General features: G+C 60.9%; 11 protein-coding genes and 1 pseudogene. 3 read left to right on the forward strand and 9 right to left on the reverse strand.

Going from position 1 to position 16,032, the window contains the following annotated elements:
• Positions 1 to 10 precede the first annotated feature (10 nt).
• A complete protein-coding gene (locus AC3RLQ_RS20320; protein WP_422318839.1) occupies positions 11 to 871 on the reverse strand; it encodes a helix-turn-helix transcriptional regulator in 861 nt (286 codons plus the stop codon).
• A 162-nt stretch (positions 872 to 1,033) separates the two neighbouring features.
• Between AC3RLQ_RS20320 and AC3RLQ_RS20325 the strand changes: the two genes are divergently transcribed.
• Genes AC3RLQ_RS20325 through AC3RLQ_RS20335 form a run of 3 tightly spaced genes read left to right on the forward strand, consistent with a single transcriptional unit; the run spans position 1,034 to position 4,641 of the window.
• Positions 1,034 to 1,324 (forward strand): FmdB family zinc ribbon protein, encoded by a 291-nt coding sequence (locus AC3RLQ_RS20325; RefSeq protein WP_422318841.1) that lies wholly within the window; start codon positions 1,034 to 1,036, stop codon positions 1,322 to 1,324.
• A gap of 45 nt (positions 1,325 to 1,369) precedes the next feature.
• Positions 1,370 to 1,942: a hypothetical protein gene (locus AC3RLQ_RS20330; protein WP_493030470.1), complete on the forward strand. Its 573-nt coding sequence runs from the start codon at positions 1,370 to 1,372 to the stop codon at positions 1,940 to 1,942.
• Positions 1,939 to 4,641: a hypothetical protein gene (locus AC3RLQ_RS20335; protein WP_493030471.1), complete on the forward strand. Its 2,703-nt coding sequence runs from the start codon at positions 1,939 to 1,941 to the stop codon at positions 4,639 to 4,641. Before AC3RLQ_RS20330 ends, AC3RLQ_RS20335 begins: the two co-directional genes overlap by 4 nt.
• Before the next feature lies 1 nt (position 4,642).
• Here AC3RLQ_RS20335 and AC3RLQ_RS20340 read toward each other — a convergent pair whose 3' ends face one another.
• The 8 genes and pseudogenes from AC3RLQ_RS20340 to AC3RLQ_RS20375 all read right to left on the reverse strand — a co-directional run bounded on the left by AC3RLQ_RS20340 (position 4,643) and on the right by AC3RLQ_RS20375 (position 16,001).
• A complete protein-coding gene (locus AC3RLQ_RS20340) occupies positions 4,643 to 5,206 on the reverse strand; it encodes a YqgE/AlgH family protein (RefSeq protein WP_461527618.1) in 564 nt (187 codons plus the stop codon).
• Between the two features lie 109 nt (positions 5,207 to 5,315).
• The gene (locus AC3RLQ_RS20345) at positions 5,316 to 6,677 is read right to left on the reverse strand and encodes a Gfo/Idh/MocA family protein (protein ID WP_493030472.1); all 1,362 of its coding nucleotides are present in this window, start codon (positions 6,675 to 6,677) and stop codon (positions 5,316 to 5,318) included.
• Between the two features lie 263 nt (positions 6,678 to 6,940).
• The gene (locus AC3RLQ_RS20350; RefSeq protein ID WP_493030473.1) at positions 6,941 to 7,555 is read right to left on the reverse strand and encodes a Uma2 family endonuclease; all 615 of its coding nucleotides are present in this window, start codon (positions 7,553 to 7,555) and stop codon (positions 6,941 to 6,943) included.
• Between the two features lie 38 nt (positions 7,556 to 7,593).
• Positions 7,594 to 10,308 (reverse strand): VWA domain-containing protein, encoded by a 2,715-nt coding sequence (locus AC3RLQ_RS20355; RefSeq protein ID WP_493030474.1) that lies wholly within the window; start codon positions 10,306 to 10,308, stop codon positions 7,594 to 7,596.
• A gap of 130 nt (positions 10,309 to 10,438) precedes the next feature.
• Entirely contained in the window at positions 10,439 to 12,208 is a 1,770-nt protein-coding gene (locus AC3RLQ_RS20360) for a BatA domain-containing protein (protein ID WP_493030475.1), read from the reverse strand.
• Positions 12,205 to 12,918, reverse strand: a pseudogene (locus tag AC3RLQ_RS20365) (DUF58 domain-containing protein); the annotation flags it as partial. The pseudogene AC3RLQ_RS20365 and the gene AC3RLQ_RS20360, both read right to left, overlap by 4 nt.
• Before the next feature lie 157 nt (positions 12,919 to 13,075).
• Complete coding sequence (locus AC3RLQ_RS20370; protein WP_493030477.1) at positions 13,076 to 14,554, reverse strand: hypothetical protein; 1,479 nt, start codon at positions 14,552 to 14,554, stop codon at positions 13,076 to 13,078.
• A 1-nt stretch (position 14,555) separates the two neighbouring features.
• Entirely contained in the window at positions 14,556 to 16,001 is a 1,446-nt protein-coding gene (locus AC3RLQ_RS20375) for a hypothetical protein (protein ID WP_493030478.1), read from the reverse strand.
• Positions 16,002 to 16,032: the final 31 nt, after the last annotated feature.

Below are 16,032 nucleotides of genomic sequence, written 5' to 3' on the forward strand. Positions count from 1 at the left end.
CAGAGAACTGCTAGGGCTGCTTTTCCTGCTCACGGAACTGCGTGGGGGTGAGCTTGGTCATCTTCTTGAAGTCCTTGGAGAAGAAGAACTGATCGTGGTAGCCGACCTGACGGGCGATTTCTTTGACGGGGTCGTCGGATTCAATGAGGCGGCGCTTGGCCTGATTGATGCGCTCGCGCCGGAGCCAGTCGATGGGGCTGGTGCCGATGGCCGATTTGAACTGGCGGCTGAAGTGGCTTTCGCTCATGCCGCTGAGCTGGGCGAGCTCGATCACGCGCATGGGCAGATGGAAGTAGAGGCGCATGCGCTCCAGCGCCTTGGAGACGGCGGAGGGAAGCTCGGGCTGCACGAGGCCGGGCTCCGAGAGGCGCACGTGGAATGCGAGGCCGATGATGGAAGCAACGGCAGCGCTGGCGAGTGCGGCATCGCTGGGGCGGGTGCCGCTCATGTACTGGAAGGCGCGCTCAAACTCCTGCTTCACCGCCTGCTCATTGATGCCTTCGAGCACGGGCTGCGAGCGCACTTGCAGCAGCTCGGCGATGCGGTCCAGGGATCTGCCTTCGATGCGCATCCAGTAGAGCTCCCAAGGATCTTTTTTTGCGGCACCGTAGATGTGCGGGTGATGGCAGTTCACCCATAGCAAGGCACCGGGTCCGACGGCATGCCGTTTGCCTGCGATCTGGACCCAGCCGCAGCCTCTGAGGCAGAGGATCAGCTCATGACCGGGGTAGGTTTCACGCTCGATGCGGTGCTCGAAACCCGCCTTCAAATGGCCCGCGCGCACCACGGAATAAAACAAATCACGCTGCCAGTCAGCGGGTGTGGCGTAAAGATTCGTCATGAAGACGGTTTCCTGGAACAGCGTAGCCATGGCCGGATAATACATTCAGCAGCACGCGGGTGTCGAGCATTGAATTGCGCCCGGGAGCCCACGGAGGGGGAAAATCCTTTTGCAGCAGAGGGTGCAAAGCGGCATACTTAACCCCCTGCTGCGCATTTAATTACCCCCCGCGCACGCACCTACCCACACACCATGCCCACTTACGATTACGAATGCCAGACGTGCGGCCACAAGTTTGAGGCCAAACAGTCGATGAAGGATCCGCATCTCACGGACTGCCCGAAAGAGGGCTGCCCAGGTCCGGTGAAGCGCCTGATTGGACTGGGCTCGGGTTTCATCTTCAAAGGCAACGGCTTTTACATCACGGACTACCGCAGTGATTCGTACAAAGCGGCGGCGAAGAAGGATTCTGAAAGCGCCTCAGCCTCCACGAGTTCGACACCGGCTCCGGCTGCCACACCGCCGGCACCTGCCAAGACCTAGGGCGCCTAGACCTGAGCCCGCATTTACCCCCCCACTCCTGCCGCCGTGATTCGCCACCTGTTTCAGACTTTGCGGCTGCTCGGGATCAGCCTGCTGGCGGGAGCCGCCTGGGTTGCTTACCGACCGGCCGATCTGCCCAAGGTCGCCGCGCCAAGCAATGCCAAGGCGGATGACCTGCTGGACAGCCTGCGGCAGACGACGATCAAACGCGCTGCGGTGGTGGAGATCAGCGAGGCTGAAATCAACCGGCACCTGGCCACGACGCTGTCCGGGAAAATCCCGAGCATGCTTGGCAGCTGGGTCAGTTTTGAAGGTGCGCGAGTGGATCTGGAGCCTGACAGGGCCCGCCTGTTCGTCATCTGGAAGCTGAAGGGCTACACCCACACGGCGAGCGTGGATCTTGCCATCAGTCGTGACGATAAAAACTTTCGCGTCGATGTGCTGCGCGGTGCTTACGGCCATCTGCAAATGCCACGTGGCATGATGCGGCCGCTCTACCCGTCCCTGGAGGCGCTGGCTGAGGTGCTGGACCCGGAAATTCGAGCCTTGTTTCAAATGACCCAGATCACCATCGCCAAGGACAAGCTCGTGCTCGATCCCCGTTTCCCTCCCGCATGAACCGCCGTTTTCCAACCGCCCTTGCGAGCGTGCTCTCGTATGCCTGCGCCACACTGCTTGCGGTGGGGCAGACCGCTGCGCCGCCAGTCCCAGCGCTCACGAAGGAGCAAAAGGAAGCAGCGGCTGCCATTGAGGCACCGAAAACTGCTGTGTCCCCGGCCCCGCCTCAGCCAGGCCAGTTGCAGAATGGAGGTCCTGCCAAGCCTGCGGCGGAGGCACCCGCAGCTCCGGCTGCATCTGATAATTCCGCCAGCAAAATGCAGGTGCTGGAAGCCGTCACCCAAAAGCCTGCGGTCAAAGAAGTGCCGCGGGTGGGGACTCCTGCGGACAAGCTCCCCGTCACCAGTTCCACCAGCACGAGCCGGCAGTTCATCGTGCATGGGAAAGTGTTTGAGACTCGGAGCGCGATGTCCACGCGCTGTGAGGAAGTTTCCCAGGAAGTGCGCAAGGTGCTCAATGACAAGGAGCCGTGGGTGCTGCCGATTGTCGTGCTGCTGAACACGGGTGAGGAGGCGGCGAAATCGAAAGGACCGCCCATCAGCACCACCATTTCCGAGCTTAGCTTTGGCGGTTTTCACCTGCAGGTGACGATCAATGAAGGACCTGGTCTCAAAGCGGAGGATCTGCGCAAGGAGCTGGTGCGTGCGCTGTTGGCCGAGCGCATCCTGCGCAACCATCAGAAGATCGAGACGCCGAAAGAACGGCTGCTGCTGCCTGACTGGATCATGACCGGCGTGCTGCACGCGCTGGACTTCCGTGCCAGCCCAACGCCCAGCGCGATGTTTGCGACGCTGTTCCGCAGCGGCAAGATCTATGGCATCGAGGAGATCATCGAAGCCTCTCCGGTGGAGATGGACAACCTGTCCCGCACGATTTACGAGACCTCCTGCTGTGCCCTGGTGCTGGCGCTCGTGGATCAGCCCAGCGGACCGCAGAACCTGAACAAGTTTCTCAATTCCCTGGCGAGCGACCCGCGCTCCGAACGTGAGCTGCTCAGTGCCGCCTTTCCAAATTTTGCCGCCTCGGCCTCAAGCCTGAACAAGTGGTGGTCGCTCCAGCTTGCCTCGCTGGCCAATCCCGGTGTCGGCGAACCCCTCACTGCGGCCGAGAGTCTCAAGGCCATCGAGGAAGCGATCACCATCCACTACGAAGCGCTTCCCTCCGCCGTCCCGAAGAATGTGAAGCTGCACCCGTTTGTGATCCCGGCACCGTTGGCAGTCATCCCAGCCAGCGAATCCCATCCGGAGCCCCACACGGCTGCGGCGCCGGCCAAGCCCAAGACCAAAGAAGCCACCGCCGAAGCCAAGGAAGAGCCGGCTGAGGAAGAAGATCCCAAGACGAAACGCAGCTTCCTCCGGCGCATGCTTTTCCTGGGAGATGCCAAAGAAAAAGAAAGCGAAGCCAAGGCAGGTGACAAACCAGCCAAGACTGCTGACGAGAAGGAGCCGACCACTGAAGAGGAAAAGAAGCCTGGCTTCATGGGCCGTCTCTTCGGTGCGGGCGGTGGTGAAAAGAAGACCCAAGATGAGCCAAGCGTCAAAGAGAGCACAGCCAAGGTCGCTGCCAAGCCGGCTGAAGCTCCTGTAGTTGTCGAAAAAGAGCCGAAGGCAGAAGAGGAGAAGAAGCCTGGCTTCATGGGGCGTCTCTTCGGTGCTGGCGGTGGCGAAAAGAAGCCTGAGGACAAACCGGCTGTAACCGCGCCCGCAGAGAAAAAGACGGCTGAAAAAGAAAAAGCGGCCACCATCGAAAAACCGAAGACTCCTGTCAAAAAAGAACCGGAAACCAAGGAAGAGCCGAAGGTGGAGGAGAAGAAGCCCACCAAGCTCAATCCCTTGAACTGGTTTCGTGGCGGCAAGAAAACTGAGGAGAAGAAAGAAGAAACGCCTGCCAAGGAGAAGGAGGCATTTCTCACACCGCCTGACACTTTCGATGTCGCACGACTGATCTCGCCCCTAATGGCGGATGCGTGGCAGATGCTGGCACCTGCTGCCGCGCGTCCGACTGCGGAGCCGCTGTTTGATTTCCGCAAGCGCAAGCCCAAGGCCGAAGAAGCCCCCAAAGAAGAACCGCCGCCTGCCCCGAAAACGGAGGAGGACAGACCACCCGTCAAGAAAAGCAGCAAGCCGCGCACGACCAATCCCAATTCCAAACCGGCCTCCAAATCATCCGCCAATCCTGCGGACAAACCGCAGACCAGCAATCCTAACGCGAAACCCGTGCCGCCTGAACTGGTCAAAGCGGCGGCCGCAGCCACTGCAGCCAACGCTGACGCCTCGACCACGCTGGTGCCGGTGAGTTTGCCGCTGGAAGAGTACCAGCACATCCTCAAGCACCCGGACCGCGCCAAGATACTGGCCTACAACACCGCCTCACTGCGTGCCCTGGAGCTGCGTGTCAGCATCCTGTTCCGTCCTGTGATCCGAGGCTATCTGGTGGCAGTGCATGACATTGAAGCCGGGAGAACCAAGGACATGGACAAGCGCCTGGCCGCGCTGCATGAATTTGCGCTCGTCGCGTATCAGAAGTCCATCGCTGTGCGCGACTACCTTGACTGGTTTGAAGCCAGTGAAAGCGGTCGTTTGTCAGGCAAGTTTGACGACTTCCTGAATCTGCCCGCCACCATCAAGAAAGAACTCCCCGTCCGCACCGATCCGATCTCGAAGTATCTGGATGCGATCGACAAGGAGTTTTCGAAGTAAGTCAATTCAGACTCACATCCTCAGGCATGCCGGCCATGACTTGGTAAACCGGGCCCATGTCCTTGAGAATAGCGGACCACATCTGCGTCGGTTTTTCGACGGTGAGCACGAGCGGACGTGCGGTGGTGGTGATCCAGGAACGGACTTCAAGTTCACTTTCGAGCTGGCCGCCGCTCCAGCCGGAGTAGCCGACGAAGCCGCGCACGTCATGGCCGAGGCTGAGCGCATGGAGGGCGTCAGTCACTGACAGGTGTGTCTGGCAGCGCAGGGTGCGGCGGCGCTTGTTCCAGTGCAGCGCGGCAAAGGCGAGCTTGTCGGTGGAAACCGGGCCGCCCATGAAGACGGGAACCTCACCGAGCGGGCCGAGATCCTGGTCTGGCAGGAGATCGGCGACGCATTGCTCCAGCGGCCGGTTCAGGATGTAGCCAAAGGCGCCGTCCTTCGCATTGTGCGCCGCCATGAAGACCACGGAGCGGGCAAAGTTGGAGTCGCGCATGGCCGGTGAGGCGAGCAGGAGGCTTCCGCTGAGGGAAGACGATGATTCGTTGGTGTGTTCCGAATTCATATCGATGTCTGACGCAATAACTACGCCAGTCACTCAATTGCCATCAAAAAAAACGCGCGCTGAATTTTAAGTTCAGCGCGCGTCTGTTGAGATCAGAGCATCCGGATGCTTACGCAGCGGCTACTTCGAAACCCTTGCGGTAGGTTTTCGTGAGCAGCTTGTCAGCCTCGGGGGCGTTGGTGAATTTCAGATTGGCGGCGTCCCACTCGAGGACCTTGTTTGCCTCCTCCATGCGGCCCGTGATGGGGTCGATCTTCGGAATGGCGAGGCGTGTGGCCACGTTGCCGAGCTGAACGGTTTCCGCGAGCGGGCCGGCGTAGTGGAAACCATCGCTGGTCTTTTTGCTGGCGAGGCAGGCGTCCACCCAGGTGTGCCAGTGGCTGCGGCCTTCTTCCTTGGGGTATTTGAAGCCGGTGAACTTGTCGAGCGGGTAGAGGCGCGGGCCGGCCACGTGGGCGAGCACCATGGTGCCGCCTTCGCCGATGAAGATGGAGCCGCTGCCGGGGAGATCCACGTCCCCAGGCATCTGCGCGAGCTTGTGGCTGGGTTTCAGACCGCCGTCCATCCAGGTGAGCTTCATTGTTTTGCCGGCGGTGTATTGTGTGCCGGGGAAGACGTAGTTGATCGTCTCATGCGTGGGCCAGATCTGGTTGTTGATGCCGCTGTTCTTGGCGTGGACGCTGATAGGGGCGGTGAGATCAAGTGCGGTGAAGACGGGGTCCATGATGTGGCAGCCGAAGTCGCCGAGGCCGCCACCGCCGAAGTCCTGCCAGTCGCGCCAGATGAAGGGATGGTAGGCGGGGGCGTAGTCACGCATCGGAGCCGCGCCGATCCAGAGGTCCCAGTTCAAATTGGCCGGGGCCTGAGCGGGGGGCGGCGGCTGGAACATGCGGGTGCGCTCGTTGCCCGTCACGCCGACCCAGGAGTAAACTTCTTTGATTTTGCCGATCGCGCCTTCCTTGATGAGGCGTGTGCCCATGCGGTACTCGATGGAGGAGTGGATCTGATTGCCCATCTGGGTGGTGAGATTCTTCTTCTCAGCCCAAAGCTTCATCTGCCGTGCCTCCCAGACGGTGTGCGCGAGGGGCTTCTGGCAGTAGATGTGCTTGCCCTTCTGCATGGCAGCCACGGCCACCGGGGCATGCATGTGATCGGGAATGCCCACGGTGACGGCATCGAAGCCGTCGCCCAAGGTGTTGAACATCTCGCGGTAGTCGGAGAAATGTTTCACGCCAGGGAACTCGGCGTCTGCTTTGTCGAAGCGATTGGCATCCACATCGCAGAAGCCGACGAATTTTACGGAGGCATGAGAGCCCACGTTGTGCAGATCGCTGTAGCCCATGCCATTGACGCCGACGCAGGCGACCTGGAGCTTGCTGTTGAGATTCTGCCCACGCACGAAGGCTGGAAAGGCGACTGCGGCAGAGGCGAGCGTGGAGTTTTTCAGGAAGGAGCGGCGAGAGGTGGGCATGATCTTCGGTGGATTGGAGTGACTTCCATTTACGCTGCCACAACGGACTCTTTGTCTCCAAAGACAAAGAAGGGCAGTTTAGTACCATGAGCGGTTGGAAAAGAATCTGGATCAAAGTCACTCAAGCTTTCCATCCGCCCCTTCCCCGCCACCTCAGCGTTTCTTCGCGCGCTGAAAACGGCTCTGGCGTTCTTCGGCGGAGACATGGGGAGGCTTTCTCTCGAAAGAGCCATGCTGGGATGCCTGCTAGAGCGCGGGCGGGATCAGGCACCGATACCCGCAAACAATTCGGCGATGTCCACGCTCACTGCTGGCAGGGCGGTGCTCTGAAGGAGTGAGCCTTCGGTGATGCGGAGAAGGGTTTGATAGCGGCCAGCAGAGGGATCGCGATAGCATTCGATGCAGCGTTCTTGACCATTTACAATCCAATATTCGACCACGCCGTTTTCTGCATAGAGGTCGGCCATTTCACGGTCTTCATTGAGGCTGGAAACAGAGACTTCCACGACGAGGAGGGCTGTCGTTGGATGACTCTGGAAGTCTTCTTCCCTACCCGCGACCACCGATGCGTCCGGCTCGGGTTCTGAATCCGTCAAGGTGAGCGGATCTTCTTTGCGGACCCACACCTGAGCGCCTGCCAGTTTTTGCAGAAGAGCAAAGATTCTCGCCGCGAGCTTGGTGTGGATGATGGACTTGCTCATTTTTTCGACAATCACTCCGCGAATGAGTTCAGCCCGCGCCGGAGCGAGACCAGTTGCGATCATTTGATGCCAAGCCTTGATGGACAACGGCATGGCACGCTGCTGAAAGCCTGGCTGACTCAGGATGGGAACCATGGTTAAATCTAATTCCAGCCCCAAGGACACGCAAGCCTTCATCCGAGCGTTCCCCGAAGTGCGTCAGGGTGGGTTTTGCATCAGCGTTTCTTCGCGCGCTGAAAACGGCTCTGGCGCTCGGCATCAGTGATGGGTTCGGGTTTTGTTTCCGACGCCACTGAAGAGGTTTGGGGCGCTTCAGGCTGCGGCGTTTGCTGCAGGCGCTGCTGATGCTGCACGGTCTCCCGGGTGGGTTTGACGACTTTGGGCCGCTGCCGGGCTTCGGCATGGGCCCACTGCGGCAGCTTCCAGCCGGTGCGTGTCACAAAGGCTTCGAAGAGCAGGAGGAGCAGGGTGGCGATGAGCAGGTACAAGCCCAGATCTGTAAAACGAGGTGTGACGGGGCTGCGCCAGGCTTGGCTCATTTCGAGCAGTTCGCGGCCCCCGCTGGTCTGGGACACGCGGCGCAGTTCCTCCACGCGTGACTCATCGAAGGCCCACTCGGTGCTGGTGCCGACAATGGCGGGACCGAAGCTGATGGCCTGACCGCCGACCTGCACGGCGCCGCGCACCATTTCACCTTCCGGGAGTTCGGTGCTGGTCTGGAAATGCCCCGGTGCGACACGCTCCCAGGCGAGCTCATGCGAGCCTTCGGCGCGCAGGCCATGCGCGAGCACGACTCGAGGCGCTTTGGTGCGCAGTTTGGGCTCCCATTCTTCGTCGTAGAGGAGATCCAGCGTGAGGGTGTTGCCGTCAATGCGGTGCCGCACGCCGATGCCGGGCGGCACGGTCTCACCCATGAGCCAGCGCACCTGTGTCTGCAGAAAGTCGCCGTATCTGGGCCAGTCGCGCACACGCTGGGAATGCTCGCCGCCGAGGGGGAAACTGATGGCGGCCGTGCGACCGGTGCCGCGAGGTCCGAAGGCGACGAGCGGTGCGGCGTATTCATCCTGTGTGATGAGTGCCTGGCTGGCCCATTCACGCAGGTAGCTGAGATTGAAACCATCCACCTCCTTGGGCCACTCAAAGGCCTGGCTGCTAATCTCAAACCAGCCGCCTGCCGCCTTGGTGCCGACAGGTTCCGTGATGAAGGCGCTGCGTGCCACGGCGACGGTTTCCTGGCTGAAGATGCTGGGCAGTTCCTCCGCTTTGTCGGTGTAAAAGATGCGGCCTTTGCCAAGCTTGGCGATGTCATCGAGCAGCCATGCGTCCACGTCCTTGCGAGTGCCGAGCGCGATGACACTGACGGTGCCGCCGTTCTTGATGATGTCATCGATCAAGATCTGGTAATCGTCCGGCTGTTCGGAGTCGGCGGCGTCTGAGAAGAGAATAATGTGGCGCTGGCCGACGGGCGCGGATTTGAGCTGATCCCATGCGGCCTTGAGGCCGTTGTAAACATAGATGCCACCGCCGGTGCTTTCGATGCGGCGCACAGCGCTCTCCATTTTTTCGCGGTTGGGACCCACCTGTTGAAGCGGCACCATTTCATGGGCCTCGCTGTCCACGGCATAGACCGCGAGCAGATCCTGCGGCCCGAGGAAGCGGATGGCATTCGCTGCACCCTCGTCGGCGAGCTGCATTTTGGTGAAGCCGTTCTGCACGGTCATGCCCATGGAGCCGCTGCGGTCCATCACGATGGCCATGGCCACCATGAGCTTGCGGTGTTCCTGCTTCATTTCGAGGGACACCGGAAGCAGTGGATCGAGTGGAGATTCAAAGTAACCGCCTGCCGCAAAGCTCTGTTTGCCACCGGCCATGAGGATGCTGCCACCCTGCTCGCGCACGTAAAAATCCATGGCCGGGAGAAACTCGGAGGGCAGCTCGAATGCGGGGACATTGTTGAAGATGACGCACTTCACTCCTGCCAACTGATCCGGACGCAGGGAGCGCAGCTCCGTGACGGTCTCGACGGTGAAGCCCTGCCGCTGCAGAGTGGCTGCGACGGGATCATTGGTGTATTTGGTGAGCAGCAGAACGCGAGGACCGCCAGCGATCTCGATCATGGCCTCGTGGCGATTGTTGCCCGAGTGCGCGTCCTTGCCGGGCTGGATGATGGCCTCGTAATGCGCCACACCGGCAGCGGGGAGGCGGTCGGTGAAGCGGATCATGCCGCTGCCGAGCTTCACAGCCACTTCGCTCGTTTTGAGTTCACGCCCGTTGCGCAGCAGTGTGAGGGGGACCTTGCCATCGGTCGTGCCGCGCAGTTCGACTTCGATCAGAAAGGGCTCGCCGAGCTGCGCGCGTGCAGGGAGCTTCATGGCGGAGACGCGGAAGTCGGTGGTCTCGATTTCGCGGGCGAGGCGATAGTCCAGTTCCACGCCCTGCTGCGTGAGTTTGGAGGCAAGGCCTGTGAGGGGCTCGGTGGAATAACCGTCGGTGATGGCCAGGATGCGCGCCGGCCTGCCACGGCCTTCACGTTGGGCAAAAGCGAGCGCCTGAGTCACGGCCTGAGCGGTGCGGGTTTGTGTTTGATTGCGTGCGTACATCTCCGCGCCTTCAGCACCGCGCTTCATGACCTCTGCCGCATAGTTGAGGTAAAAGATGCGGTCTTCGCGGCCCCGGCTTTTTTCGAGCAGCTTCTCCCATTCCTGCATGCCCTTGGCCATCGGCTGCTCGGCTGAGGTGGAGGAGTCCAGCAGGACCCAGAGATCCACGCCGTCTGCGAGACGCCGCCACTGCGGCTGTGCCAGCGTCAGCGTGATCAAAGCGACGAGCAGCAGCCGCACCGGCCGCATGAGCATGAGGCGTGGCAGGAGCCAGCCTGCGAGCAGCAGCACGGGCAGAAGCGCGAACCATTCTGGGTGGCGGAACATCATAATGTCGGGGCCTCATTTTGAATGGCCGCAAAAAACTCAAAATGGCACAAAAAAGAGGGACAGGAGAGATTTCCGTACATGGTCCCATTTTGTGGCTTCTGCGTTTTTTTGCGGCCTATGAACGAGTGTTTCATGGCCGTGCCACCTCCTGAACTTCGCGTCTGGAATTCGTGAACCACCAACTGCCCAGCAGCAGAAGCAGCAGGATGAGAAGCCACAGCCGCCAGTTGGGATCGGCCTCGTGCAGGGTCTCGATCTGCACGGCCTTGATCTTGTCGAGTTCGTTGAACGGTTTTGCCTGGGTGAGGTCGGCTTCGCGGGTGTCGGCGAAATGCGCCGCCGCAGTGAGGAGCAATGTTTCACCCTGACGCACGGTGAAGTGGCCGGGCTTTGCAGGCGCGCGCAGCAGCCGTGCCTGAGCGAGGGGGATTTCCTGATCTCCCAGCTTCAATGGACTAGCTTCGGCATCCTGACGATGCGCGACGACGAGGTGCTGACGCACATCGAAATTCGCGGCTTCGGGAGCGAGTTTGTCCGTGCGCAATTCTTCGAGAAAGCGATGCAGCAGCACGGCGAAGGCCGGGAGTTTGCGTGCATTGGAGGTTTCCAAATCAAACTGGCAGATCAATTGGCGGCCACCGGCGGGCATCATGCGCAAGACGATGAGCGGTCGCTCGCCCTGCCAGAGGAGGACGCGATCTTGCGACTGCCGAGGCATGACTTTCGATTCGCGCACGAGCAGGCCCTGCCAGTTCAATCCTTCCACGAGCGCATGGGGCTCGGCGACGATGCTGCCCTTGAGGTAGGGCGCGGTTTCATCTGCCGGTGCTTGAAAAAAGCAGCCATGCCGCTGCTCCGGCAGCGCGAAGCTCGGTGTCATCACGGCAGCGACGAGATCTGACTCACCGGGCACAGCGACCGTGCGCAGGTGTGCATAGCGGCCGAACAGCTCGGTGAGCAGCGGCACTTTGCCTTCAAGCGGACAGAGTGAGAGCACCTTGGGCTGGGGACGCACGAGTGGGAGATCGTTGTCGAGTGAGAGAGCGTCGTCGCTGAGGTGAAGCGCGATCTGCTGGATCTCACCCGCGGGGAAAGGACCCGAGAGCGTCTGGGTTTCACCGGGACCGAGCTTGACTGGCTTCAATGGAGATTCTGCAGCACCGGCCTGCGCGCGCCACTGACGCTCCTGAGCGGTGAGGCTGTAATTTTTCACGAGCGCATGCCACACCCACTGGCCGTCTTTTTCTTCCACGGTGACGCCCGCCCAGCCGACGTTGTCGGTTTCCTGCCCGACGGAAACCACCTGTGCGCCAAAGAGCGGAGGCACTGGCAGCGGGTGATCGGTGACGAGCACCACGACGCCCTGCTGCCCGACGAGTCCGCGCGCGACGCGCAAGGCGGGTGTGAAATCATGCACGCCGAGCAGCGGCTCCCAGTGATCGAGCGCCTGCCGCAGTTCACCGGCCAGCGTGCCATGATAAAGGCTGGGGGCTTCGGCATCCGAGGACAGCAGGGTGAGCTCTGCGCGTGCGAGCGGCCCTTCGAGCAGGCCGAGAACATCATCCACTGCTTTGACAGCGGGAACGCGAAATGCCTGCATGCTTGCGGAGGTGTCCATCACGATGACGATGCGCTGCACCGCATCGTGTTTGAGCCAGCGGGGCTGAACCAGCAGCCAGGTGAGCAGCAGCACCATGAGCAATTGCAGCCAGAACGGGATGGAGGTGCGCAGGCGCTCAAAGCGGCTGCCGGTGCGGCTCTCGCGCTTCATCTGCTGCAGCAGGAAGAGCGTGGTGGCGGGCACGCGGCGGTTGCGCCGCTGAAGGAAATGAATGGCGATGACGGCCGGAATGCCGAGCAGCGCCCAAAGGCCCCAGGTGTTGGCGAGCGTGAGATTCATGCGGTTTCCACAGCTCCACTGGAAAGGCCTTCAAGTTGCAGCGCCTTTTGAAAATCAGCCTCTGCAGACACACGGGCCAGCGCGATGCCGTGTTTCTGGGCGGCGGCTTTCCAAAGTTCAAAATGGCGGCGGTAGGCGGATTCGTAGCGTTGCAGCAGCGCGGCTTCGACCCGGTGCTCATGCGGCAGGCCGGTCTCGGGGTCGATGAATTCGTAGTTCCCATCCCAGCCGGGATCGGCCTCCTCCTGCGCCTGCGGAGCGAAGACGATGCCGCGACCGCTGCGTGTGCTGAGGCAGGCGAGCATGGCCTCCGGTTCGGTGGCAAAAAGCAGATCGCTGATGAAGACGCGCATGGCCCCGGCACGCAGGGGGAGACGGTTGAGCACGGGAGTTTCCTGAGTGGGGATCAAGGCGCTGACACGTGCGTGCCACTGGCCGCTGAGGATGACCTCGGGCTCCAGCAATTGGTGCTGTGATCCGGCGACGGCGTAGCAGCGCAGGGTGGCGCCAGACTGCAGCGCGGACTCGATGGTGTAGGCAAACAATTCCAGCGCGCGCTGCTCCTTGGCGGCAAAGGCGAACATCGAGGCCGAGACATCGAGGATCACATCGACAAGCGGGCGCACCTCCTCGCGATAGAGCTTCATCGAGTAAGTGCCGGTGCGGACGTAGGCCTGCCAGTTGATCTGGCGTGGATCGTCACCGGGGAGGTAGAGGCGATGGTCCTGGAAGTCGAGGCTGCTGCCGGTGCCGCTGCCGAGAAACTCACCCGCATGGCCACGCCAGCGCTGCTGACGGAAGGGCAGCTTCAGCACGCGCGCCCAACCACGTGCGCGGACGTGAAGTGTGCGCAATGCGCCGGCATCTTCAAGCAGCGTCATGAGTGCGAGGGGTTTCCTGAGCGGCTTGCTCAAGCGCTTCGGATTCAAGCGTGGTGTAGGTATTGAAATGTGACGCTGCACGCACGATGGCGGCGAGGAGCCACATTGAGCTGAAGACACAGCCAATCAACATGATGCCCTCACGGCTTCTGTAGTCCACACACTCGACACCGAACAACGCGGTGATGGGGGTGAAAATGCCGATGACGCCCAGATCACGCGCATTCATGGTGAAACAAAACATCGTCAGCAAGATCCCGCAGATCACTGAGCAAAGCTGCACCACCCACCAGTTTACAAAAGTGTTTGTTCGATTGATGCGCAGGATCACCGGAACGAAGACAGCCGATAACAGGCAGACCATGTAAACGCCCGGGCCGTCGTCCCAATCCCAGGATGAGTGTCGCAAAGTGATGCCAGCCACGATGCTCAACGCCATGACGCACATGACTGCGGAGAAGATCACGCCGGAAGCCCAGCCGGGGTATAAGAGCCTGCCAGCCAGCCTGCCAAAACGCCCGCGCCGTGCCAGCACTGCCACGGCGGTGGGGTAGCGCGGCATCTCCTCCGTCAGCACATCCATGCAAACGATGAGCGTCAGGACCATGAGGGGAATGAAGGCCCAAAAAGCCACATCGGGATCGGTGTTGAGGAAACACAGCAGAAGGCCCGTCACCATCAACGCGCCATGCACAGTCAGTGCGATGAAGCGTTTCAACGTGCTGTGATTCTCTGAGGGCGGAGCGATGCGTGAGGAGCCGAGCGCCAGAAAGTAGTACACGGCATAAACTACCAGAGCCAGAATGCCGCCGATGAGGCTGCACTGCTCCCATAGAGCGAGCGCAAAGAATTCGCGCACCATCGAGTCTGACTGTGATGCCGACACGAGGAATGCGGTGAAGAAACCCAGCGGCACCGCGCCCGCTCCTACGCAGAGCGCCAGAAAGATGCGCAGCAACAAGGGACCCTGAGAAGAAAATGACAGCAAAGCTGCCGTGATAACGCCGGAGCCGAGTGACAGGATCACCAGCGCCACGACCTCCTGCAGAATTTCCACGCCGCCAAAGAAGTAGCGCGCGACCATGTAGGGAAGAATGGAGCCCGCGACGAGCAGGGTCTGGCTGTAGAGCGCGACCCATTTGCCATAGAGAATGCGGAATGACGCGATGGAGGTGAGCGTCAGCATGTCCAGTGTGCCATCCGAAGCTTCGGTATGCAGGGCGGCAAATCCACGCAGCGGCATGACCGCCAGCAGCATGAAACCTGCGATGCCCCAGAAGATGCCGTTCACGCCCTCGATTGGCGCACCAAACGTCACCGTGATGAGAAGCAGGATGATGAAGGTGTGGAACAAGATCAGTGCCGAGGTGAAGAACCGCGTGCGCAGACCTTGGCGCAGTTCCTTGACGACGATCGGGCTGAAGCGATCACTGAAATCACGCAGCATGGGCAGAGTGGCGTTCATGTCAGACTGCGGTGCCTCCTTTTTTGCCGTGGATCATGCGCCAGCCTTCCTGCCGCGCAGCGCGTGCGTGCCGCCAGGCGAACACTGCGGCAATCAGCAGCAGTGCGGGCCAGATGGAGGCGGAGAGCATGCCTAGCTGGAGAAGGACCGCCTTGTCCCCCGCCTGTGCGGTCTTGTAACCCGATGCCAAAAACTGCGGGAGTGCGCAGGTGAACCAAGCCGTGGCGCTCCTCATGCTCAACGACGCCAGCAGCGGAATGCCCAGGATCGCGATCATTACGTTTACAATCAGCCAGAAGATGATGAAGGGCGGCAGCAGATCACGCGATTTGCGAGTGGAAAACAACTGCACCAAAGCCGCAATCATCCACGTGCCCGCGGCACTCACGACGACCAGCTTTGCTTCCTCCACACTGCGGGTCCAGCCAACGAACACCGCCACCAGCGCCACCAACAGCGCCGAGTAGACCAAACCCGTGACCCAGCCCGGCGCCAGCAGCCACAGGGCGACACGGCCCGGCCACCCGCGCTGATAAAAGGCGGCATAGACTGAGGGCACTTCGTTCACGCGCTCGGTGAGGGCGTCGATCATGAGCAAGGTGAGCACGCCCGCAGCGATCATGCCTATGTCAGCAGCCGACCCGGTCAGCCAGCCCAGAAGCAGCAAGGACAGGATCATGACCAAATGCACGGAACGTTTGACCACGCTCAGGAGCGAAGCAGTCGGCGCGATGCGTGTGGCCGCCAGACTGAGAAAGAAGAAGATCGCCCAAGCTGCCATTCCCACCACCAGCAGCAAGGTACTGCCACCGCCGGACTTGGTGAAGAAAGTGAACATCGAGCCCGAAGTCGTACTGGTTCCCACGCGTTTCATCACCATGAACGAAAACGCGCCACAGCCGCCGATCATCAGCGGCAGGAAAACAACGACGGCCCGCAGCCAGAACTGACGCTGGGTGGAGAGCGCCACGATCACCGCCGCAATCACGACGCCGGCCAGCCATTTGTAAAACAGCGCCGCGATCTCGCCAAAGAGATCCAAACCGCCAAACACAAAACGTGCGACCACGTAAGGCATGATGCTGAGCATGAGCAGCAGAGACTGGGAGGCGATGGCGGCCCATTTGCCGAAGATGATGCGCCCGGCCGAGAGACGGGTGAGCGCCAGCATGTCCAGCGTACCGGACTTGATCTCATCCGCCACGGCGGAGAAGCCGCGCAGAGGCATGATGATGCAAAGCACGAGTGTGACGATGCCATCGAACCATCCGCTCACCACAGTGGCATTTTCCGCCCCGGCGCTCATGAGCGTGAGCAGCACCAGCATGACATGCAGCGTGAGCAGCACACCGCCGAACAGGCGAGTGCGCAGCCCCTGCCGCAGCTCCTTGACCACCATCGGAGAGAGGCGGTCGGGAAAGTCTGTGATGGCAAAGGAAGCGTTCATGAGTGGGATGGCCGCAAAAAAACGCAAAAAA

The sequence above is a fragment of the Prosthecobacter sp. GW821-HT29F12 genome (genome assembly GCF_058803405.1).